Origin of the sequence: Globicatella sp. HMSC072A10 (assembly GCF_001811625.1) — a bacterium.
GTDB lineage: Bacteria > Bacillota > Bacilli > Lactobacillales > Aerococcaceae > Globicatella > Globicatella sanguinis.
On the sequence record NZ_KV805797.1, the window covers coordinates 1 to 22811 of the forward strand.

Annotated in this window: 22 protein-coding genes; 2 read left to right on the plus strand and 20 right to left on the minus strand. The window is 34.6% G+C overall.

The window, feature by feature from the left end; translation table 11 throughout:
* Nucleotides 1-172 precede the first annotated feature (172 nt).
* Nucleotides 173-1159 (plus strand): aspartate-semialdehyde dehydrogenase, encoded by a 987-nt coding sequence (locus HMPREF2811_RS08920; RefSeq protein ID WP_071409033.1) that lies wholly within the window; start codon nt 173-175, stop codon nt 1157-1159.
* A gap of 66 nt (nt 1160-1225) precedes the next feature.
* Here the strand turns inward: HMPREF2811_RS08920 and HMPREF2811_RS08925 are convergent, their stop codons facing one another.
* The 20 genes from HMPREF2811_RS08925 to rpsB form a co-directional block, all read right to left on the minus strand.
* The gene (locus HMPREF2811_RS08925) at nt 1226-1828 is read right to left on the minus strand and encodes an ECF transporter S component (protein WP_066123935.1); all 603 of its coding nucleotides are present in this window, start codon (nt 1826-1828) and stop codon (nt 1226-1228) included.
* A gap of 18 nt (nt 1829-1846) precedes the next feature.
* On the minus strand, nt 1847-2143 hold the full coding sequence (locus HMPREF2811_RS08930; protein WP_071409034.1) for a HesB/YadR/YfhF family protein: 297 nt from the start codon (nt 2141-2143) through the stop codon (nt 1847-1849).
* A gap of 131 nt (nt 2144-2274) precedes the next feature.
* Entirely contained in the window at nt 2275-2910 is a 636-nt protein-coding gene (locus tag HMPREF2811_RS08935) for a response regulator transcription factor (protein WP_071409035.1), read from the minus strand.
* Between the two features lie 8 nt (nt 2911-2918).
* Nucleotides 2919-3977: a sensor histidine kinase gene (locus tag HMPREF2811_RS08940; protein WP_071409036.1), complete on the minus strand. Its 1059-nt coding sequence runs from the start codon at nt 3975-3977 to the stop codon at nt 2919-2921.
* Nucleotides 3974-4720, minus strand: a complete 747-nt coding sequence (liaF, locus tag HMPREF2811_RS08945; protein WP_071409037.1) for a cell wall-active antibiotics response protein LiaF — start codon at nt 4718-4720, stop codon at nt 3974-3976. The genes HMPREF2811_RS08940 and liaF overlap by 4 nt, the downstream gene beginning before the upstream one ends.
* Nucleotides 4721-4855: 135 nt before the next feature.
* Nucleotides 4856-5335: a transcription elongation factor GreA gene (greA, locus tag HMPREF2811_RS08950; protein ID WP_071409038.1), complete on the minus strand. Its 480-nt coding sequence runs from the start codon at nt 5333-5335 to the stop codon at nt 4856-4858.
* A gap of 72 nt (nt 5336-5407) precedes the next feature.
* Complete coding sequence (gene udk, locus HMPREF2811_RS08955) at nt 5408-6031, minus strand: uridine kinase (RefSeq protein ID WP_066123955.1); 624 nt, start codon at nt 6029-6031, stop codon at nt 5408-5410.
* A 118-nt stretch (nt 6032-6149) separates the two neighbouring features.
* Nucleotides 6150-7409, minus strand: coding sequence for an endolytic transglycosylase MltG (mltG, locus tag HMPREF2811_RS08960; RefSeq protein ID WP_071409039.1), 1260 nt, complete (start codon nt 7407-7409; stop codon nt 6150-6152).
* 230 nt (nt 7410-7639) lie between these two features.
* Nucleotides 7640-7942: a DUF1292 domain-containing protein gene (locus tag HMPREF2811_RS08965; protein WP_066123959.1), complete on the minus strand. Its 303-nt coding sequence runs from the start codon at nt 7940-7942 to the stop codon at nt 7640-7642.
* A gap of 14 nt (nt 7943-7956) precedes the next feature.
* A complete protein-coding gene (gene ruvX / locus HMPREF2811_RS08970) occupies nt 7957-8397 on the minus strand; it encodes a Holliday junction resolvase RuvX (RefSeq protein WP_066123961.1) in 441 nt (146 codons plus the stop codon).
* A complete protein-coding gene (locus tag HMPREF2811_RS08975; RefSeq protein WP_066123963.1) occupies nt 8397-8663 on the minus strand; it encodes an IreB family regulatory phosphoprotein in 267 nt (88 codons plus the stop codon). The genes ruvX and HMPREF2811_RS08975 overlap by 1 nt, the downstream gene beginning before the upstream one ends.
* Nucleotides 8664-9188: 525 nt before the next feature.
* A complete protein-coding gene (gene alaS / locus HMPREF2811_RS08980; RefSeq protein WP_071409040.1) occupies nt 9189-11846 on the minus strand; it encodes an alanine--tRNA ligase in 2658 nt (885 codons plus the stop codon).
* A 367-nt stretch (nt 11847-12213) separates the two neighbouring features.
* Nucleotides 12214-13017, minus strand: coding sequence for a Cof-type HAD-IIB family hydrolase (locus HMPREF2811_RS08985; protein WP_168164973.1), 804 nt, complete (start codon nt 13015-13017; stop codon nt 12214-12216).
* A 716-nt stretch (nt 13018-13733) separates the two neighbouring features.
* Nucleotides 13734-14630 (minus strand): aldose 1-epimerase family protein, encoded by an 897-nt coding sequence (locus tag HMPREF2811_RS08990; RefSeq protein ID WP_071409041.1) that lies wholly within the window; start codon nt 14628-14630, stop codon nt 13734-13736.
* Nucleotides 14631-14653: 23 nt separating this feature from the next.
* A complete protein-coding gene (hslU, locus tag HMPREF2811_RS08995; RefSeq protein WP_071409042.1) occupies nt 14654-16054 on the minus strand; it encodes an ATP-dependent protease ATPase subunit HslU in 1401 nt (466 codons plus the stop codon).
* A gap of 13 nt (nt 16055-16067) precedes the next feature.
* On the minus strand, nt 16068-16592 hold the full coding sequence (hslV, locus tag HMPREF2811_RS09000; RefSeq protein ID WP_066123976.1) for an HslVU peptidase proteolytic subunit: 525 nt from the start codon (nt 16590-16592) through the stop codon (nt 16068-16070).
* Nucleotides 16593-17507: a tyrosine recombinase XerC gene (gene xerC / locus HMPREF2811_RS09005; protein ID WP_071409043.1), complete on the minus strand. Its 915-nt coding sequence runs from the start codon at nt 17505-17507 to the stop codon at nt 16593-16595.
* A 635-nt stretch (nt 17508-18142) separates the two neighbouring features.
* A complete protein-coding gene (pyrH, locus tag HMPREF2811_RS09010) occupies nt 18143-18868 on the minus strand; it encodes a UMP kinase (protein WP_071409044.1) in 726 nt (241 codons plus the stop codon).
* A 216-nt stretch (nt 18869-19084) separates the two neighbouring features.
* Complete coding sequence (gene tsf / locus HMPREF2811_RS09015; RefSeq protein WP_071409045.1) at nt 19085-19966, minus strand: translation elongation factor Ts; 882 nt, start codon at nt 19964-19966, stop codon at nt 19085-19087.
* Nucleotides 19967-20083: 117 nt separating this feature from the next.
* On the minus strand, nt 20084-20866 hold the full coding sequence (gene rpsB, locus HMPREF2811_RS09020) for a 30S ribosomal protein S2 (RefSeq protein ID WP_071409046.1): 783 nt from the start codon (nt 20864-20866) through the stop codon (nt 20084-20086).
* Between the two features lie 215 nt (nt 20867-21081).
* Between rpsB and HMPREF2811_RS09025 the strand changes: the two genes are divergently transcribed.
* A complete protein-coding gene (locus HMPREF2811_RS09025) occupies nt 21082-22455 on the plus strand; it encodes an Mbeg1-like protein (RefSeq protein WP_071409047.1) in 1374 nt (457 codons plus the stop codon).
* The last annotated feature ends 356 nt before the right edge of the window (nt 22456-22811 follow it).

Genomic DNA, 22811 nt, shown 5'->3' on the forward strand with positions numbered 1-22811 from the left:
TTTAGGTGACCAACAGTTATTTTACACTAAGAAAGAATAATGAAAAAAACATACTGTTATACTCAAATAAGGATGTTTTTTAATTATTTTCTAATATTTACTTGACTTATTTTCTATTTATAGTATTTTTAATATTATCGGTATGCTTATAAAGCATAGAGGAGGAATCATCATGACAAAAAAATATAATGTTGCGATATGTGGTGCAACGGGGGTTGTTGGACGCAAAATGATTCAAGTCTTGGAAGAAAGAAACTTTCCAGTGAATCAACTCTATTTATTTGCTTCAAAACGTTCAGCAGGTAAAACACTAACTTATAAAGGTGAAGCTGTCACCATTCAAGAATTAACAGAGGACTCTTTAAAGACTCCTATTGACATCGCCTTATTTTCAGCTGGTGGCGAAACATCATTAAAATATGCGCCGATTGCGGCCAAAAATGGTGTCTTCGTCATTGACAATAGTTCAGCATGGCGCATGGATGACACGGTTCCTTTAGTAGTACCTGAAGTGAATCCGCAAGCATTAAACGCTGATAGTAAAATTATTGCCAATCCTAATTGTTCAACAATCCAATCGGTAGTGCCTTTAATTGCTTTAAAACCTTATGGCATCAAACGGATTGTTTATACAACTTATCAAGCCGTTTCAGGTGCTGGTAAAGAAGGGATTAGTGATTTAGAAAATCATGAGACCAATAAGTTTCCTTATTCAATCAATGATAATGTCTTACCACATATCGATACCTTCTTAGAAAATGGTTATACTAAAGAAGAAATCAAAATGATCAAAGAAACGCAAAAAATTCTAGAACAACCAGACTTAAAAATAACAGCTACTTGTGTGCGTGTACCTATTCACACTTCACATGCAGTGTCAATTAATATTGAGTTAGAACAATCATTCACTTTAGATGATATTCGTCAAGCCTTCAATAATTTAGACGGTGTCATCGTGCAAGATGACCCACAACATAATCTTTATCCCCTACAATCAAAAGCAACGGATCATGATGGGGTGTTCGTTGGTCGTATTCGCCGAGATGAATCAGTTGCTAATGGACTTAATCTTTGGGTCGTCGCTGATAATTTAAGAAAAGGAGCTGCGACTAATACCATTCAAATTGCCGAATCTTTAATTGAACAAAAACTTATTTAAGCATTAAAATAGCTAGTGGAGAGATGCTAATCAAAGCACCTCCCAACTAGCTATTATTTTATATCATTATTTTCTTCTTGAACTATATTTAACGGCCGCTAGTAATGGCGGTGTCACAATTCCTGAGAATAAAAATTCTGGCACCCCATTTGAAATAACAATCCCCCATAAGACTTTCCATAAATGGGCTGATGTGTCCGCACCTAAAGCTTGCATGCCCCCATTGACTCTAAATAAACCAATAAAGCCTAACACAATGGCTGTATTAAGTAATGAACCTAATGCACCTAATAAGATATGGACCATCTTCGAATTTTGTAGATTTTTGCTTAAATTATAGTATATAGCACCAATAATTAAAGGCATTAAAAATCGTGGCAAAACTGAAATAATCGGTGAATTAAATACCATTGCCGCCATTAAAGAATTGGGCATAATTAAGGCTCTTAACCAACTATTAATTCCCCAAAATGTTCCAACTAGAACGCCTTCTTTAATCCCTAACCAAAGCGTTGCGACAATCACGGTCACATGAACAATCGTCACGGATAATAAAGGTGTATTAATATTGCCTAAAAAAGGGACCCAAGTTTGAATAAAGACTAATGCAAAAAATAATCCTAATTTAACAATATTACCCGTTTTAGAATTTGAATATGTTTTTTCCATTTTATCCCATCCTACAATTTATATTTTTTTATATACATATTTTGGCTCTTGCAATTTTTCATCAAAATCGACAATTAAATCATAGCCTTCAAAATACCATTGATCATTTTCTTCAATAAAGAAAAGCACTCCGTTGTCTGTTACTGTAGAAGCAATCGGATTTAAAGGTTGATCGGGTTCAATTCCAATTGTAAAACCATCATTGATTGGACTTTTGCCATAGATTCTCGTTTTAAACCGGATACCAAATCCTTCATTTAATCCTACTTCCTCTTTAAACCATTGGGCAGCTTTTGGATTAACCATAATTTGCATTGATTATAACTCCCTCTAACATTTTATTTACTATTTTCCATTATACTCTTTTTAAAGCGCTTTTTGTAGCGAAAAACATTGAATTGCAAAAAATAATATATAAAATATTTTTATAAAAATGAAATGCCTGCTTATGGTTCGATTAAATTATGTTTAAAAGCATAAATAGTTGCTTGGGTGCGGTCTTCTACTTCTAATTTTGATAAGATATTGCTAACATGGGTTTTAACTGTTTTTAGGGTAATAAACAATTCATCGGCGATTTCTTGATTGGAATACCCTTCACCAATTAATAATAAGACTTCATATTCACGACTGGTAAGTTGATCATGCGGTTTAGGTAGACTATCATAATGTTGTTTATCTAATATTTTATCTGAAACTTCTTTTTCGATCACGGTATCCCCTTGGTAAGTAGCACGAATCGCATCTGCTATTTCATTCGCAGAGGAGGTTTTGAGCAAATAACCACTGGCTCCACTTTCCATAGCTGGAAATACTTTTTCATCATCCAGAAAAGAGGTCACAATAATAATTTTCGCCTTCGGCCATTCAGCCACAATTTTTTTAGTAGCTTCAATGCCGTCCATGACATCCATCACTAAATCCATTAAAATAATATCGGGTTTCAATTCTAGCGCTTTTTGGTATCCTTGTAGACCATTTTCTGCTTCGGCTACTACTTCTATATCGGGTTGAACCATTAAATAAGATGTCACTCCTAAGCGCACCATTTCATGATCATCTACTACTAAAACTCGTATCATACATTTCCCTACTTTCTGTTAATTGGTATTTTAATATCAATGACAGTCCCCTGATTTGGTAGACTGTTAATTTGAATGATGCCCCCAAGACTTGCGATTCTCTCACGCATATTGGTCAAACCATAGCTGCCAACTTTTTGATTGGCTTTAGTATCAAATCCTTTACCATCATCGATGATTTTTAATTGCACATTGTCATCTATTTCATGTAAATAAACCTCGAATTTGGTTGCTCGTGCATGTCTTAAGGTATTGGATATCGCTTCTTGAACAATTCGAAATAAATGATCTTCAATGCCACTTTCTAAGCGAATCTCATCTAATTCCCAGTAAACAACTTGAGGGATTTTAGGTTTTAACTCTTTTAATAACTGAGTAATTCCTTCTTTTAGTGATTTATCGGATAATTCAATCGGTCTTAAATGAAGTAATAATGCTCGCATTTCAGTTTGGGCATTATTAATAATTTCCTCAACTTTGGCTAATTGCTTTTGCGTGGGTTGTGGCATTTCTTTAGCACTCGTTTCGTTAATGGCTGATAACATCATCATTGAGGCAAATAACTGTTGACTTACTGAATCATGTAATTCACGCGCTATTCGCTGACGTTCCTGTTCGATAATTTCTTCTTTAGTTTCGGTACCAACAAAGGTAGGCGCCGCTGAAAATTCCTGTAAATCTGTTGAAATTTGGACTATTTTATCTCTTAACGTTCGAATATCTTCATCAACTACTTTATAAGGTTCATACCAATTAGGTGTTTTTTTCTCAGTTGAAAATGCTGGGTGTTGATATTTGCCTAATATTAACCAATTGATTTTCGCGTGGATATTTTCATAGGGTTCACTCAAACCAATCGAATACACAAATGAGCAAAACATTGAAACAATAAATATAAAGCTAAAAATAACTCCCCATAAATTAAAGTTCCAAAAAATATTATAGGTTAATACCGACCACTCCATGACTTGCATACCTTCAATTAAAATTAACAATAACAAGTTCACTGTTGTCATCAAAATCACAAAATGAGAGATAAATAATTTAAACCATAAACGTAATGTCATAAGCGAATGACCTCCACGTCTCCAAAAACTGAAGAAATTATAATTTTAAGTTTACGATTATTTTTTTGGTAATCTGGACTTTCCCATAAAAAACTATCGTTTAACAAAGAAAATTCATCTTGTTCGTAAATAACTCGTCCGTTGATTAAACTGATATTCATTTTCAATGCTATTTCGTGAGGCACAATGACTCGTGTCCGTCCGAATAATTTACGAATAATCACCACATTTTCTCCTTCCGGTAAGATGGTTCGTCCCAAATCAATAATCGAATCGCCTCCAAGCGCCACAATATTAATATCATCCCACTCAAATATTTCTTTTTCTTCATATTGTTTAACAATTGATTTTTTATAGACTAAACTACGTTGTTCAATCTGAGGTCTTACAACTTTAACACCGACATAAGCTTTGTTGTTTTTAAAAGGATAAATGTATGATTCACGAAACCAAATAATTTCATTTCCTTCTTTCGTTTGAAAAACGGCTAATAATAATAGAACGATTAACATAAAGCCTAAAAAAGCGTATGAATCGATTAAAACATTACTTAAAACAAATAATCCTAAAAAGAATAGAACATTTCGTTTAATACCTACTGAAATAAAAAAAGAGCCAACCATTAACGCAATCGCACCTATAAAAAATAGAAAATTGCGAATATTACTAAATAAATCAAAAGCAACTAGCGCTAATGAGATGGCCACAAACACCCAGATATATTTTTTTAACCATTTACGCATAGTGCACCTCCATTATATTATACAAGTTTATTATCCATTAATTTGGTAAAAGACTCAATAGACTTTAGTCGGAAAATAAAAAAAGTGAAGCATACTATTTGATAAAAACAGTATCCTTCACTTCTTAAATAACTACTATTTTTTTGAAACTTTTACTACTTTTACGTCAAATGAGCCACCAGGTGTTTCAATTGTTACCGTATCATTCACTTTGGTTCCTAATAAAGCAACTGCAATAGGTGATTCATTGGAAATTTTAGCTTCTAATGGATCTGCTTCGGCACTCCCCACGATAGTATAAGTTTCTTCTTCACCATCTGGTAATTCAATAAATGTAACGGCGCGTCCTAAAGTCACAACATCATCAGCTACATCTTTATCATCAATAATTTCTGCAAATCGAATCATATTTTCTAAAGTTGAAATACGTCCTTCGACGAATGCTTGTTCATCTTTAGCAGACTCATATTCTGAGTTTTCAGATAAATCACCAAAACTTCTAGCGATTTTAATACGTTCGATAATTTCTTTTCTTTTTACTACTTTTAACTCTTCCAGTTCAGCTTCTAATTTAGCTTTCCCTTCATGTGTCATTGGAAATACTTTTTCTTCCAATCTGTCTCCTCCTAATACAACTTAATGTCAAAATTTAGTGTTATCATAACACGTTCCTATATGTTTGTAAATTTAATTTTCTAAAATAGATCTAACCTTGGTGGCTAATAAATCGATGGCCACTTGGTTATAACCACCTTCTGGAATAATGATATCGGCATAACGTTTAGTGGGCTCAACAAATTGATGGAACATGGGTTTAACCACTTCAACATATTGATTAATCACTGAATCAACGGTTCTGCCACGCTCATTAATATCGCGTAAAATTCGACGAGCTAAGCAAATATCACTATCAGTATCAACATAAATTTTAATATCTAATAAATCTCTTACTCTTTTATCATCCAAGATCAAGATGCCTTCAACAATAATTACATCTCTTGGCTCTTGATGAATTGTTTCCGTACTTCTGGTGTGGTTTGCAAAATCATAAACCGGTTTATCGATTGTTTCACCCTTCATTAGTTTTTCTAGATGTTCGATAAACAGATCGTTATCAAATGCTAATGGGTGATCGTAATTAGTCTTTAATCTTTCTTCGAATGGTAAATGTGTTTGATCTTTATAATAAAAATCTTGTTGCAAAACGAGTATCGACATTTCTGAAAATATTTCTAAAATGCGTTTACTCACACTGGACTTCCCACTACCTGACGCACCCGCTACACCAATGACAATTGGTCTCTTGGACATTATTGAATTACCCCCAATTAAAATATAAAGGAAGGTTGGCCAGATTTCTCGACCAACCTTCAAGTTAAAATATAACTAAATTTTAACCGTATTTGCTTATAACACTAACATTAAACCATTATTCTGATGATTCGTCAACTACTTCTGGCATAGTTTCTTCATTTTCAGGTGATAATGTAGTACTTTCTGGTGATTCTGCTTCATTTTCATTCTCACTTTGCGCCCGTTCTATCGATTCTTGACGCTTATTCACATATTCTTCAACTAAGGCATCATGCTCTTCAATAGTGGAAGAATAATAAATATCACCGGTATCTAAATCCGCCACAAAGTAATAATAATCATTCCATGTTGGATTGAGCACGGCTTGTATCGCTGACATACTTGGTGAATTAATCGGCCCTGGAGTCAATCCATTATACAAGTAAAGATTATACGGTGAATCTACCTGCGTATCCTCAATCGTTACAAATTCCTTATGCGTATCTAAAGCATAGAGTACGGTAATATCACTTTGAATCGGCATCCCTGCTTCCAAACGGTTAAAGAATACCCCGGCAATCATCGCCCGATCATCATCCGTTACGCCCTCTCGTTCAACAATCGAAGCTAGCGTTAAAATTTGATGATAGGTCATCCAATGAACGTCCACTTGTTCGCGTACTTCTTGGAAACGTAAATTCGCCGTTTCAACCATTTTTGTAATTAATTCATCGGCACTCATTCCGGCTATATAATCATAAGTAGCTGGATATAAATATCCTTCTAAAATATAACGTACCCCTTCATGGTCCTTAATCCCTTCCATCAATGAAGGGAATTTGGTGATTAAACTATCGATAAAGGTTTCATCATTGACTGTTTTTAGAAAATCTTCTTCCGTGATGGAAGTATTTTCAGATACTAATTTTGCGATGTCTTTAACTTGCATACCTTCTATGATCGTAATCTTTTTATCTGCATCCACGAAAATCGGTTTACCACCCGCTTTTATTTGCTCGATGATTTGATCAGCATCCATAGTTTGACTAAATTCATAAGTTCCAGCTTGTAAGTCAGATAAGTTTTTTGATCTCATATAAAATCTAAAAATCTCAGCATTTTTAATTAAGTTATTTTCTTTTAATAAATTAGCAATATCTGAACTTGAACTGCCGATAGGGACTGTCACTTCTACCTTTTCACTATTATCAGGGTTTACTGGTTTTAATGATTGAGAATAATACCAATAAAACCCACCCATCGTTAAGAGTAAGGCGATTGTAATCCCTAATATGATGAATTTTACAATTCGATTTGTCCATTTTTCTTCTTTTAAACTAAGAGTTTCACGTTTTTTAGCTTCCTCTCTCAATTTTTTCCAATCTATCTTACCCACTTAGTACCTCCTACAAGGCTTTTTAAAAATTATATCAAATTTTGAAAATGATAGCTATTAATAAATAGTTACAAATTGATGTTATATATTGATATAAATGCTAAAAGGAGCAGAGAACCCAATTTTAGTGATAAAAATTGGATTAGACTCTACTCCGTCATAGTTGATTAAAAATAATTTTGATTAACTATTTATAAATTCAATGATTGCACTAAAGTTATTAAAAACTTTTACTCATCTTCTTCGGCTAAGAATGTATTTAAGACTTCCTCAACCATATCCCATTCAGCATCCGTTTCAATTGGACCTAATGCACCAGAAGTGCCATCTTCTTGCTCAACATATGAAAATGCTTGTAATTCAATATCTTCATCGTCTGATGCCCCTGCAGGATATACTAATACATAACTTTTACCGTAGTCATCAGAATCAAAAGTAAATAAAATCTCGTATAAAGATTCATTTCCCTCTTCATCAATGATCGTAATATACTCATTTTCATCGTGTTCATGATGATCGTGTGTATGTGGCATAAATAATTGCTCCTTTATAATTTACTCTTTTTATCTAAATAATTTTGCAAAATAATCACTGCCGCCAACTTATCAATGACTTGTTTACGTTTCTTTCTTGAAACATTTCCCTCATCGATTAACATTCTTTCAGCTTGGCTAGTAGTTAAACGTTCATCTTGAAACTCAATCTTGATTTCTGGCATTAAATCTTTCAATCTATCGCCATAGGTACGACTCGCTTCCACCCGTGGTCCTTCAGTATTGTTCATATTTTTGGGTAATCCAATCACAACGGTGTCGACATCATATTCCCTAATCAGACTCATTATTCTTGAATAACCAAAATCGCCACTGGTTTCATCGATTCTAATAGTTTCTAAACCTTGAGCAGTCCATCCCAATAAATCACTAACCGCAATTCCTACAGTATGACTGCCAACATCTAGTCCCATAGTTCGTTTATATTTTGCCATTATAATTCTTTATCTTGATGGGTAATGTAATAAGTCAATACTTTCTCTAAAATCTCATCACGTTCATGACGTCGAATTAAATTTCGCGCATCATTATGACGCGGAATATAGGCTGGGTCTCCAGATAGTAAGAATCCAACGATTTGATTAATCGGGTCATACCCTTTTTCTTCTAAAGCAGCATATACTTGCTCAAGTGTCTCACGAACAGTCTTTTTATTTAAATCATCTAATTTAAACATAATTGTTTCGTCTAAAGTTTGCATAATTTCACCATCCCTTTCATTGTTAATATTATACACCATTTTTTTAATTTTTGACAATTATAATTAAATTGTACAAGAATTATCGTAAAAAGAGTGAAATTTTTGGGCTTTTTCTCTAAAAAACAGCAATTCTCTCCCACTCTGAGTGTTATTACAATGCTATCTTATCATAAATTCAATCTTAAATGCTAACTATTTGATTTTTTGTTTCAATCAATTTAAAGGTCTGCACAAAAAATGATTAATTCATTCAAGTGATTGTGCATTAATGGTCATGGCAGTGCTCGGATGATAGCAACCTGTATTTTAAAGACTCATTTTAATACAATAGAACTTAAGGTCTTCTAGACAAACGTAGCGAAAATCAAGCGATTATCTCATTTTGGCCATTGACTAAAAAAAGAGTAGCAAGCACAATCCTCGATTATCCTTCACTACTCTTTTAATCATGGTATTAATCCATTAAGTTTCTATTTACAGTCTCTTACAAGATCATAGCTATTTCATTGAGCTGGCATTTGCCTCTTACGATTCAATCACTTCGGCTAATAGTGTTGGGATTTGTTCCATTAAGTTTGGAATTTGGTCGGGTTGTTTACCTCCCGCTTGGGCCATTTGAGGACGTCCGCCGCCGCCACCGCCAACAATTTTAGATAATGGTTTAATTAAATTACCTGCTTTAAGACCACTTTGAACCGCTTCGTCAGACACAAAGACCATCATATTCACTTTATCTTCAGCCACTTTGGATACTAAGACTAAGACATCTGAAGCTGCTTTTTGACGCCAAACATCCCCTAATTTTCTTAAGGCATCCATGTCTTGACCATCTAGATTAGCTTTAATTACTTTGTATTCACCTATGGTCGACACATCGTTAAAGATGTCATCCGCGCCTTGCTGTAATAATTTGCTATTAAGTGACTCTATTTTACTGTGAGCATCTTTTAATTCTTGTTGAATTTGTTCGATGCGGTTAAGTAATTGACTCGCTTGCGATACTTTTAATGCCTCTTGAACATCATTTAATAACTGTTCTTGATCTTGGTAATAACGAATCGCTGCACCTGCTGTGATCGCTTCGATACGACGAATACCAGCCCCAATCCCTGATTCAGATAATAATTTAAATGTCCCAATTTCTTGAGTATTTGATACATGAGTACCACCACATAATTCAATAGAAGAATTACCAATATTGACGACGCGTACAATATTACCATATTTTTCACCAAATAATGCCATAGCACCTAAAGCTTTAGCCTCATCGATTGGCATCTCACTAATGTCCACATCGATAGCCGCTTGAATGCTTTGGTTAACATGTTGCTCAATACGAACCAATTCCTCTTCCGTCACTTTACCAAAATGTGAGAAGTCAAAACGTAGACGATCTGGTCCAACATAAGAACCAGCTTGATTAGCATGACTGCCTAACACATCTTTAATTGCTTTATGTAATAAATGCGTTGCGGTATGATTCTTATTAGTATTGATACGATGTTGACGATCTACAGCTAAAGTATAAGATTGCTCCTCATTCAAAGGTAAAGCTTTCGTTTGAATTAAATGCATAAACTGACCATTAGGAGCTTTTTTAACATTTAAGACTTCACCTAAGATTTCTTCACCATCAAAAATATAACCTTTATCAGCAATTTGGCCACCCATCTCAGCGTAAAACGGACTACGATTGAAGATAACCCATCCTTGACTTTCTTTTGGTAATTGTTCAATGCGTTCATTATCTTGTACGATGGCTTTAATCGTAGCGTTGCTAGATAATTGTGTGTAGCCAACGAATTCAAATTCAGATTCGATATTACGGAAGACATCGGTTTGTACACTCATACTTTCCTCATTTGAACGAGCTGCACGGGCACGTTCACGTTGAGCTTCCATTTCTACTGCAAAACCTGCAGTATCCACTGTAAATTGATTATCAGCTGCTAATTCTTCTGTTAATTCTAATGGGAAACCAAATGTATCATATAATTGGAATGCTTGTGGTCCTGAAATTTCTGTTTCGTTGTTTTGTCGAGCTGTTTCGATGATATCTAATAAGTGTTTTTCACCCTCTTCAATCGTTTCATGGAAACGTTCTTCTTCATTTAAGATTACTTTTTGAACAAATTCCATATTTTGAGTTAGCTCTTGATAATAATCCCCCATTATTTCCACGATAATTGGGACTAATTTTGATAAGAATTTAGTCGTGATTCCTAATTTACGCCCATGCATCACGCTACGACGGATTAAACGACGTAAAATATAACCGCGACCTTCGTTGGATGGTAAAGCCCCATCACTAATAGCAAACGTTACTGCACGAATATGATCCGCAATCACTTTAAAGCTTACTTGCTTATCGCCAGCACTTTCATATTTAATGCCATCCGTTAACTTCGCTATCGCATCAATAATTGGTATGAATAAGTCGGTTTCGAAATTTGTTGGAACATCTTGAATAACCGAAGCCATCCGCTCTAATCCCATACCCGTATCGACGTTTTTATTTGGTAATGGTTGGTAAGTATCATCTGGTAAATGGTTAAATTCAGAGAATACTAAATTCCAAATTTCTAACCAGCGTTCATTTTCTCCACCTGGATAATTTTCAGGGTCATCAGCCGCTAGATTATTGTAGGCTTCACCACGGTCATAAAAAATTTCTGTATCAGGACCACAAGGACCCGCTCCAATATCCCAAAAATTATCTTCAACCGGTACTAGATGATCCGCAATAAAACCTGGTTGTTGCTTCCAAAACTCAGGGGTTTCTTTATCTTCTGGATAATAAGTCATATATAATTTTTCTGGTTCAAAATTCAACCATTTTTCCGAAGTTAAAAATTCCCATGCCATCGCAATGGCTTCTTCTTTAAAATAATCTCCGATTGACCAATTACCTAACATTTCAAATAAAGTATGGTGACGTGCAGTATAACCCACATTTTCAATATCATTGGTACGGATACATTTTTGTGAGTTGGCAATACGGGGATTGGAAGGAACTTCGGTTCCATCAAAATATTTTTTTAGTGTTGCCACACCTGAGTTAATCCATAATAAGGTTGGATCATTGACAGGAATTAATGAAACACTCGGACGAATTTCATGTCCTTTTTCAGCAAAGAAATCTAAATACATTTGACGAATTTGATTGCTTGTTAATTTTTTCATACTGTTCTCTCCTTAAAAATATAAAAAGAACCGTTATATACAAGGGCGTTTTATCGCGGTACCACCTTGCTTATAACGATTCATCATTATCTCTTTCTTATTCTTTAACGCAGAATTTACGCTAATTTTTCAATTAGTAAAAACATGAGGTAGCATTAATTTGAATGATATCTTTCACCTGACGATATCTCTCTTTAAGCACAAATTAATATGTCCTTTGTCTCCTACATTATAGTTGACTAAAACCTGCTATGTCAAGCCTTATTCAAACAAACAAAATGAGTCTTTTTGTTGGATTGTTTCTATTTTGACTGTTAAAAATAATTTTATTATGATTTCGCAATAGATTCATTTAAGCTAATTAATATTAAGGGAAATATTTATCAATAATCGGAATTAAGCCATCATCATCATTAGATAAAGTAATTTCATCAGCTAATGACTTCAAATAGTCGGTAGCATTGCCCATCGCCACCCCTACTCCAGCTACTTCAATCATCGCTGCATCATTATTACCATCACCACAAGCTACAACATTTTCAGTTGTATAGCCTAAGTGCTCTACTAATGTTTCAATCGCGGTTCCTTTATTAACTTCTTTATGCATAAACTCAATAAAAAATGGTAATGAAGTAGTAGCATAAGTATGTTGCCCAAATTTACCTTGTAATTCTTGGTCACAACGCGCTACATCTTCTGGTTTACCTACACCGATAAATTTTAATTGTGGTGTGTCAATATTAGCAATATATTCCGCATCATATCGCATTGGTAACTTTGTTAAATAAGCTTCAACATCCGAATTTTCACGTTCTTGGTCGACAACAATCGAATCTTTATCGTAAGCGATGACCGATAAATTATTTTTCTGTAAATACTCAATGATGTCTTTTTGTTCTGAAACTTCTAGACGTTTATTATAAAGTTCCTTTTCATCACTCATACGCGTAATAACCGCACCATTAAATGAAATAATATATGATTCGTTCGCATCTAAATGTAAATCTTTGGCTGTTTTTAACATTGAAGCTGTAGGACGACCACTAGCTAATACTAAAATATAGCCTTTCTTTTGTAATAACATTAATTTATCACGAGTCGCTTCAGTGAGTTGATTGGTACTGTTTAATAAAGTGCCATCGATGTCTAAAATTAAAAATCTGTAATCCATAATACGCTCCTTTAGTTCAATTTGCCCCTTCATTATACCCAATTATGCAAAAAAGGTAAACAAAAGCAAAACCTTACCCATTTTTGTAAAAATAAGCCTCCATGATGATGATTTATTTTTTCTGCAAAACTGCCAGGGCTTATCGTAGTACTACGAAAATGATGTCGTTTAAGTCGGATGGTCCTTGCAAGACTTAAGTGTGATATAAATTACAACGTCTCACGATGACAGGAATTACAAGTTTTAGATATCACAAAATTACAACATATCACGATAACAGGAATTACAAGTTTTCGATATCACATAATTACAACATATCACGATGACGCAAAATTGACTTTTACGCGATCAAAACGTATCACGATGACGCCCACTACAAGTTTTGACTTTTATACAGATCACAATGCCTTAATTTTACGCAAAAACGTGCTCTCATTGATTGTGGTATTCACATTGGCTCCCCTATTGAACCTATATAAAGAAAAAGATTGGGAGTGGGCAAGAAGTAGAAAAATTGAATGGTTTTCACTTCATCTGCCCACTCCCGTAAATTGAATAGGTGTCAAACTAATTATTAAGATGCCGTTTGAGATAACCTCAACTACTACGCTAAAAAAATAATCACATGGAATCAAACCGCATTTTTAACGTTTTTCAGCTTATTCTTTCAAATTAATCATATAAACGTTATACAATGTCTTGACTAACCTGCAAAACTAGCGATTACCTTTTTCAAATGTTAACGTATAATCATGCGTTTTGATACTACTAGGATTTAATTGATTAATCGCATATTTATCAGTCAATTCTCCTGTACTATTGGTCGTATCTGCTAAACCTGCCCAAGGTTCGATGCAGACAAAACCACCTTTTTTAGGATAAGAGGACCAAATACCCACTAAATTTAGTTGATTAGGATTCATGGTGATTTTGACTTCGTTATTTGGATCATTCAAAACAACTTTAGTATCTTTAGCTAATAAAAAGATTTGGGCATCACGCTTAAATGTTTTATGTAAGATAGGATTGTTATTAACATTAATGTATTTTGCCTTATCTAAATCAGCTGAACCATTAACTAATGGTATATTTAAATAGCTACCATCTGGTTCGAATGTATAGCTGACGTCGACAAACTCGGGTTGACCTGTTTTTGGACGGTGATGGCTCACATTAAACGCTGGATGCCCTCCCACGCTATAATATAACACTTCGTCAGTAGAAGGATTGAGGACTTCATAACTAACCGATACTTTGTCTTCAAATAAAATATAAGTAATTTGAAAACTAAATTCAAAAGGATAAACTTTTAACGTTTCTTCATTACTTTTTAAATAGAATGTTGCTGAATTATCTGTAACAGCTTGCGTTTGAAAGGTCATTCTACGAGCAAAACCATGGCGAGGTAATTCGTAAGTCTTGCCTTGATATTGATATTGATTGTTTTTTAATTCACCTACAATTGGAAATAAAACTGGTGCGGTCCCATTCCAATAACGCTTGTCGCCTTGCCACATAAATTCATAGTTTGACTCATTATCAATGACCGAACGCAATTCAGCACCTAATTCACTAATTTTTACAGTTAAACGGTCATTCTTTAAAATAATCATCTTCTCACACTCCATTTGTTCTACTATAAAATATAATGGCTTAAGTCGCGATTTTCAACTATTTTTTCTAATTTTTGAGTTACATATTTTTCATTAATTAAAATTTCACCCATTTGCATATCAGCCGATTCGAATAATAATTCCTCTAATACTGTTTCTAAAATAGTATGTAGACGTCTTGCACCTATATTATCGGTATTTTGATTTAATAAGACAGCATATTCAGCCATTTTATTAATTGCTCCTTCATCGAAAGAAATATTTACGCCTTCAGTCGCAATTAAAGCTTCATATTGTTTAATAAGAGCATTCTTAGGTTCACTTAAAATTCTGACAAAGTCTTCTTTAGTTAAATCATGTAAATTAACTCGAATTGGGAAACGACCTTGTAATTCTGGAATTAAATCAGATGGTTTTGATACATGAAAAGCCCCACTTCCAACAAATAAAATATGGTCGGTATTAATGATGCCATATTTGGTTTGAACTTGACTCCCTTCAACGATTGGCAAAATATCCCTTTGAACTCCTTGTCGGCTGACTTCACCGGAATTTTGATTTTTGGTGGCAATTTTATCCATCTCATCAATAAAAATAATCCCGTTTTCTTCTGCTAATTTTAATGCTTTTTGTTGAATATCATCCAAGTTAACTAAGCGATCTGCTTCTTCCTCCGTTAATAAGGCTACCGCTTCTTTTACTGTAACGGTGCGTTCAATTTTCTTTTTAGGTTTTAAGGCATTTAAACTTTCTTGCATATCCATCATTTGTTCCATGGCAGGATTTAAGCTTGTTAATTGCATTTTCTTTTCTTCAAGTTTGATGGTGACTTCATGATTATCTAATAAACCATCACGGATTTGTTGTCTAATTTGACGACGTGAACTGGCTACTTCATCACTTACAACTTCTTCCGGTTCTTCATCCGTTTGGGGTTGCATTGCTTTAAACATCTCCCCAAACATGCCTAAATTTGGTGTCGTATTATTGGCCTTTTTTTCTACTTTTTGACCTGGTCTTAATGCTTTCGCAATTCTTTCAATCGCTTTGGCTTCGGCTTTGTCGTGAACCGCTTCGTGTTCCTGTGCTTTTACAAGGCGAATACTATTTTCTACTAAATCACGCACCATTGATTCAACATCGCGTCCGACATAGCCTACTTCAGTATATTTAGTCGCTTCCACTTTAATAAATGGCGCTTGAGTAATGGTTGCTAATCGACGAGCAATTTCTGTTTTACCCACACCGGTTGGGCCGATCATTAATAAATTTTTGGGTTTTACTTCATGTTTCATCTCATCATCTAATTTTAAACGACGTACACGATTTCGTAGCGCGACTGCTACCGCTCTTTTGGCTTCATCTTGTCCGATAATATATTTATTTAATTCATTTACTACTTCTTTTGGAGTTAAATCTTTCATATAGCCACCTCTTCTATGCTTCTTCTACAATAATTTGATCATTAGTAAAGATATCAATTTCCCCAGCAATTTTTAATGCTTCATAAGCAATTTCTTTCGCTGATAAATCATTGTCGTGTCTTACTAAGGCTCGCGCTGCAGCTAATGCAAAATTACCACCTGAACCAATCGTTAACACGCCATCATCCGGTTCGATAACTTCTCCAGTTCCACTGACCAATAGCATGGTTTCTTTATTCATAACAATGAGTAATGCTTCTAACTTTTGTAAACCACGATCTGTTCGCCATTGTTTAGCGACTTCTACTGCTGCTCTAGTCAATTGTCCTTGATGTGCTTCTAGTTTTTCTTCAAACATTTCAGACAGAGTAATCGCATCCGCAACGCCTCCGGCGAACCCAATTACCACCTCATTATGATAGATACGGCGTAATTTACGAGCCGATGATTTCATAATGACTTTTTCACCCATCGTAACTTGGCCATCACCAGCCATTGCTAATTGATTATTCTTTTTAACTGCACAAATTGTTGTCATTTATTCATTCTCCTTTGTCTTTCTTCTGGCTCTTGGATGAGCGTTTAAATAGGCTTGTCTCATCTTATCCGTACTTAAATGAGTATATATTTGGGTTGTTCTTAAATTTTCATGGCCTAACATTTCCTGAACACTTCTTAAATCTGCTCCATTATTCAATAAATGTGTAGCAAAAGTATGTCTAATTTTATGAGGATATATCGCCGCATTTAAACCAGCGGCTTGATTAATCTCACTTAAAATTTTCCTAATGTGATCTGGATTTAATGGTTGACCTTTTTCATTAATAAATAATTGATGAACACTCGGATCACGATGATGTTCTTGGCGCCAGGTTGCTTGATATTCTTTAATCGCCTTTAACGCCTTATCACCTAAGGGGACTATTCGTTCTTTATTCCCTTTTCCGATGACACGAACTAACTGTACAGCGACATTAACTTGAGATACTTTTAAATCGCATAACTCACTTACCCGTAATCCTGAACTATATAGTAATTCAATAATGGCAGCATCTCTTATCCGCGTATCAGTTTCCATTTGATAAGCAGTCTCAATCAATTTATTCATTTCTTCTTCATAAAAAAATTCCGGTAAACGCTGTTCTTTAGCTCTATAATGTATCAAATCAAGCGGATGACTTTCTAATATATCTTCTAATACCAAATAATTAAAAAAAGAACGTGCACTTGATAATTTTCTAGAAATAGTAGCAGGACGATATTGCTGTTCATTTAGAAAAGCTAAATAATAACGCATATCTTGATAACTGACTTCAGAAACTTCGGTTGATCCGCTACTATCGAGAAATTGATACAGTTCATTTAAGTCTTTTTGATAAGAAATAATCGTATTCTCAGAATAACGGCGCTCGTTTAGTAAATAAGCTAAAAAATTTTCAATATAAGTTTGCACGTTACCCCTCCTAACACTCTTTTTATTATACATCAAATATAGTCAAATTTCCATGATACCAAAGTCCGATTAAATTTTTTATCTGGGAATTCGATTGCGAATTTTTAATAATGTCTCACTAAGTTGTAAATTGATAGTACGGACAAGAGGTAGAAAATCAGATGATTTTCGTTATGTCTGTCCTCATCCGCAGATTAGTGTTGCCAAGAGTTAGAAAATCGGATGATTTTCGCTTCGGCTAACCTCACGTGAAGATTGGAGTTGGTCAGAGAGACTGGTCATAAACTTGATAAATTTAGTTAAGATTATTGTTCATTAATTAATAGCGCAGTGGTTGATTGGCCTCAAACTGCGTCTTAAAGACTTGTTTGCAGCCTACCCAACTGTGTGGGTGTAGGCCAACGAAGCGAAAATTATTCAATTTTCTACTTCTGGTCAATCCCTCTTGCCATTCCCACTATTAAAAGACATTAGCGTATCAATTCATAAACATCGATATACGAGGCAATGTATGGCTATACTTTATACCAATACTTTCTACTATCATACTAAAATTTTGTCCATAATAAAAAGAGAAACTATCATCATCAACGATTTTCGTTAAATAGTTTCTCTTAATTTATTAATCGATTAAATTATTTTCCACTGACAGTAGTACCGATGTTTTCACCTAATACTACACGACGGATATTACCTGGTTCGTTTAAATTAAAGACCACCAATGGAATGTCATTATCCATACTTAATGAGCTTGCTGTCGAATCCATCACTTTTAATCCTTTAGAAATCACTTCTAAATGAGTTAAGTTATCATATTTAGTTGCCGTAGCATCTTCACGTGGATCAGCATTATAAACACCGTCTACATTGTTTTTCGCCATTAAAATAACATCCGCTTCAATTTCAGCTGCACGTAAAGCAGCCGTTGTATCAGTAGTGAAATAAGGATTCCCAGTTCCACCAGCAAAAATAACGACACGTTTTTTCTCTAAATGACGCATTGCACGACGACGAATATAAGGTTCAGCAATTTGGCGCATTTCAATTGAGGTTTGTACACGTGTTGGTACATCATTATTTTCTAAAACATCTTGTAATGCTAATGCGTTCATCACAGTGGCTAACATCCCCATATAATCTGCTTGCGCGCGATCCATGCCCATTTCCGAACCAATGTTTCCACGCCAAATATTACCGCCACCGACTACGATAGCAATTTCAACACCTAATTCATAAACGTCTTTTATTTCAGCTACCATTTCTTTAATCACTAAGGGATTAATGCCAAACCCTTTCTCTCCAGCGATTGCTTCGCCCGATAATTTTAATACAACACGTTTATATTTTGGCTCTTGTGTCATGTTAATATTCTCCTTCCATCGATACCTAAAAAAAGAGTGGTTTATAAACTGAACATTGTCCCTTTCAATCTTAAGTCCACTCCGCATAAATAGCAAAGGTTGAATCCGTTAACATCGAAATTCCATTCATTGAATCAACCGATAAGTATCTTATTTAAACAATGAGGCTTGGCAAGAAAGTGTACACTTTTTACCAGGCCCCAACTGTTATATTAATTATTTTTTCATTTGTGCTGCTACTTCGTCAGCAAAGTTTTCTTGGCGTTTTTCCATACCTTCACCCACTAAGAAACGAGTGAATTTAACTACTTTACCGCCTTTTGCTGAAGCGTATTGACCAACAGTTTGATCGCCATCTTTAACAAATGGTTGCTCAGTTAAACTAATTTCAGCTAAGTATTTGTTCATACGACCTTTAATCATTTTTTCAACGATTTCAGCTGGTTTACCTTCGTTTAAAGCAATTTCAGTTTGAATTTTTTCTTCATGAGCATAATCTTCATCAGATACATCCTCACGGCTTACATATTTAGGATTCATAGCAGCAATATGCATTGCAATATCTTTTGCTACTGTTTCATCTGTTGTACCTTCAATTAATGTTAAGACACCGATACTACCATCAGTATGGACATAAGTACCAAATGCATCGTTATCAGTTTTTGTGTAAATTTCAAAACGACGTAATGAAATTTTTTCACCGATTGTGTTAATTGCATTGATAATTAAGTTTTCAACAGTTTCACCGTTTACGTCTAAAGCTAAAGCAGCTTCTAAGTCTGCTGGTTGTGCTTTAGCAATTGTTTCAGCTAAAGTTGCAACTAATTCTTTGAATTGATCGTTACGTGTTACGAAGTCTGTTTCAGCGTTCACTTCGATTAAAGCAGCTGTATTACCATCTTCATAGAATGCTGTAGTTCCTTCTGCAGCAATACGGTCAGCTTTTTTACCTGCTGAAGCTAATCCTTTTTCACGTAAAAAGTCAACAGCTTTATCCATATCTCCTTCAACTGCAACTAATGCTTTTTTAGCATCCATCATTCCGACACCGGTCATGTCACGTAATTCTTTAACTAATTTAGCTGTAATTTCTGCCATTTAATATATCCTCCTAATGATATTTATAAATAAACCATCTTAACACAGGTCCCAGCTCACTAAGCCTATGGTTTATGCCTGAATTAAGATGGATAAAAACACTATTTCAAAAAGTGATTATTCAGCACTTTCTTCTTCAACAGATTCTTCTTTGTTATCGAATAAATTATCAAAGAATTCTGTGTCAGTTGTTTCGTCTGTCGCTTCGTTTGCAATTTCACCTTGGTTTGATTCAATAATTGCATCTGCCATAGCGTTAGTAATTAATTTAATTGCACGAATTGCATCATCGTTCGATGGGATAACAACATCGATTTCATCTGGATCACAGTTTGTATCGACCATCGCCACGATTGGAATATTTAATTTATGAGCTTCTTGAACAGCAATACGTTCTTTACGAGGATCCACGATGAAGATTACATCTGGAATTCTTGGCATATCTTTAATACCACCTAAGAATTTTTCAAGACGTTCTTGTTCTTTTAAGATTTCCCCAACTTCTTTTTTAGGTAAAACTTCAAAAGTTCCATCTTCAGCCATTTTTTCGATTTCTTTTAAGCGACGAATACGGCCTTGAATCGTATCCCAGTTAGTTAATAATCCACCTAACCAACGGTGGTTAATATAGTATTGACCTGATTTAACGGCTGCTTCTTCAACCGCTTGTTGTGCTTGTTTTTTAGTACCTACAAATAAAACTACATTTCCATCAGCACTAGCTTCGCGCATATAGTTATATGCTTCGTCTACTAATTTTACTGTTTTTTGTAAGTCAATGATATAAATACCATTACGCTCAGTAAAAATGTAGCGTTTCATTTTAGGGTTCCAACGACGTGTTTGGTGTCCAAAGTGTACACCAGCTTCTAACAATTGTTTCATAGAAATAACTGCCATAATAAAATTCCTCCATTTGGTTTTTGATATCCTCCGAATCTGTCATCTAACGAACCAACTTATCCCTAAGCACCTGATTCATCATCCAGAATTCGTGTGAATTGGTTTAACACCGTTTCTCATTTTACATGATTCCTATTAAGAATGCAAGTTAAAATTGCGTTTTATCGATAATTACGATAAAATGATGCTAGCTGATTCAAAGGAGGTCCCTTATGGCAACTTTATTTCATTATATCGATCAAGTGAAAGAAATCGCACTCACACCTGACAATTTAAATGAAGTGGATATTTTAATCATTAATGAGTTAACTTATCTACCTTTTGATTTGTATTTTTCACCGCAAAATAATTATCAAAACCCTAAAATGCTCAATGATCTATTTAAAGAATATCAATTAAATTCTAAATTACATCATATTGAAAATGCCATTTTAGCGACTGAAAAACGCTATAAATTATTTGAGAAAGTTTCCGAGGCACCACGATACCAAGACATATCGGTTTTTAATTTTGTTAATCATTTCAGTGAGAAAAATAATAAGCAATTTTGTGCTTTAACGTATCGTTTACCCGGTAATCAACTATTAGTTTCCTATCGAGGTACCGATGATACTTTAGTAGGATGGAAAGAAGATTTTAAATTAGCCTACGAAGAAGATATTCCTTCTCAATTCGAAGCGAAAAAATACATCTCATCAATCATCCATGAGGTAGCTGATGTTCCATTAATAATCAGTGGTCACTCTAAGGGTGGAAATCTTGCACTAATAGCGGGTCTATCATTACCTAAGCAAGTTATCGAAACAAGATTGCATCATTTATACTTATTCGACAGTCCAGGTCTAACTGCTTCTCAAATTCATCTTCCCGAATACCAAGCATTAAAACCTTATATTTTTCGCTATATTCCGGAAGATTCGGTCGTAGGTAAGATGATGTTTCATGACATCAAACCGATTATTGTAAAAAGTAATCATATTAGTGTTTTTCAACATGATATTATGCATTGGCGTATCCAAGATACACAAATTGAAAGAACGACGCAAACGACTGATGCGAGTAATATTATTGACCGGACCTTAAAGCAGTGGTGCGATCAGTACAGTGCGACCGAATTAGCGACATTCTTTGACTTTGGTTTTCAATTACTGGAATTAGCTGGTGCCAAAACATTAAATGATATTTCCAAAGACCTTTTAGACTTCATCAAAAAAGTTAACCTTGTAAAAGCGGATATCGATAACGAGAAAAAGGAACAGTTCATGACCATCGGCAATCAATTATTAGCGATATGGCAAGAAAATTATCATCAACATCAAAAAGAAAAAATTCATTCTATTCGTACTGATGTTTCTGATTTTTTCGAAAATCTATCAGATAAAACGCGTGACTCTTTCAATCTCGATCAATTAAGTGAAAAATTACCGCAATCTTTAAAATTAACTAATATGGAACAATTGACCGATAAACTTCCGTCTAAATTGTCTCTTAATCCAGTCGATGGTATTAGCCATCGGATATCTTCAAAACTAAATATTGATGCCTTTGCCGATTGGCTAGAAAATTTCAATCAAAATAAAAATTAACATTCTAGCCAAATGACCGTGTTCCCTCTACCATTCGCTACGTTTTGTAATGAGGATAACAATCGATCTAAAAAGTGGATTGGTCATTTCATTTGTAGAGGTAAAGGCTTGGCATAAACTTGATAAATTTAATTAGGATTATTTTTCGTTAATTAATAGCGCAGTGGTTGAGTGGCATCAAATGGCGTCTTAACGACTTTTTGATACCTACTCATCTTGTGCGGGGGTGAACAGACGAAGCGGAAATTATTCAATTTTCTTCTGGTCCACTCCCAACAAAATAACCAGACTGATAGTTCCATTTAAATCCTGCACCCCACTATCAGATGCACTTCCCTCGTCTTGTTTTTGGATTG

What these genes read in the sequence shown, in the direction of transcription:
- HMPREF2811_RS08920 (WP_071409033.1), top strand. Translation starts at nt 173, where the DNA reads ATGACAAAAAAATATAATGTTGCGATATGTGGTGCAACGGGGGTTGTT.
- HMPREF2811_RS08925 (WP_066123935.1), bottom strand. Translation starts at nt 1,828, where the DNA reads ATGGAAAAAACATATTCAAATTCTAAAACGGGTAATATTGTTAAATTA.
- HMPREF2811_RS08930 (WP_071409034.1), bottom strand. Translation starts at nt 2,143, where the DNA reads ATGCAAATTATGGTTAATCCAAAAGCTGCCCAATGGTTTAAAGAGGAA.
- HMPREF2811_RS08935 (WP_071409035.1), bottom strand. Translation starts at nt 2,910, where the DNA reads ATGATACGAGTTTTAGTAGTAGATGATCATGAAATGGTGCGCTTAGGA.
- HMPREF2811_RS08940 (WP_071409036.1), bottom strand. Translation starts at nt 3,977, where the DNA reads ATGACATTACGTTTATGGTTTAAATTATTTATCTCTCATTTTGTGATT.
- liaF (WP_071409037.1), bottom strand. Translation starts at nt 4,720, where the DNA reads ATGCGTAAATGGTTAAAAAAATATATCTGGGTGTTTGTGGCCATCTCA.
- udk (WP_066123955.1), bottom strand. Translation starts at nt 6,031, where the DNA reads ATGTCCAAGAGACCAATTGTCATTGGTGTAGCGGGTGCGTCAGGTAGT.
- HMPREF2811_RS08965 (WP_066123959.1), bottom strand. Translation starts at nt 7,942, where the DNA reads ATGCCACATACACACGATCATCATGAACACGATGAAAATGAGTATATT.
- ruvX (WP_066123961.1), bottom strand. Translation starts at nt 8,397, where the DNA reads ATGGCAAAATATAAACGAACTATGGGACTAGATGTTGGCAGTCATACT.
- HMPREF2811_RS08975 (WP_066123963.1), bottom strand. Translation starts at nt 8,663, where the DNA reads ATGCAAACTTTAGACGAAACAATTATGTTTAAATTAGATGATTTAAAT.
- alaS (WP_071409040.1), bottom strand. Translation starts at nt 11,846, where the DNA reads ATGAAAAAATTAACAAGCAATCAAATTCGTCAAATGTATTTAGATTTC.
- HMPREF2811_RS08985 (WP_168164973.1), bottom strand. Translation starts at nt 13,017, where the DNA reads ATGGATTACAGATTTTTAATTTTAGACATCGATGGCACTTTATTAAAC.
- HMPREF2811_RS08990 (WP_071409041.1), bottom strand. Translation starts at nt 14,630, where the DNA reads ATGATTATTTTAAAGAATGACCGTTTAACTGTAAAAATTAGTGAATTA.
- hslU (WP_071409042.1), bottom strand. Translation starts at nt 16,054, where the DNA reads ATGAAAGATTTAACTCCAAAAGAAGTAGTAAATGAATTAAATAAATAT.
- hslV (WP_066123976.1), bottom strand. Translation starts at nt 16,592, where the DNA reads ATGACAACAATTTGTGCAGTTAAAAAGAATAATCAATTAGCAATGGCT.
- pyrH (WP_071409044.1), bottom strand. Translation starts at nt 18,868, where the DNA reads ATGACACAAGAGCCAAAATATAAACGTGTTGTATTAAAATTATCGGGC.
- tsf (WP_071409045.1), bottom strand. Translation starts at nt 19,966, where the DNA reads ATGGCAGAAATTACAGCTAAATTAGTTAAAGAATTACGTGACATGACC.
- rpsB (WP_071409046.1), bottom strand. Translation starts at nt 20,866, where the DNA reads ATGGCAGTTATTTCTATGAAACAATTGTTAGAAGCTGGTGTACACTTT.
- HMPREF2811_RS09025 (WP_071409047.1), top strand. Translation starts at nt 21,082, where the DNA reads ATGGCAACTTTATTTCATTATATCGATCAAGTGAAAGAAATCGCACTC.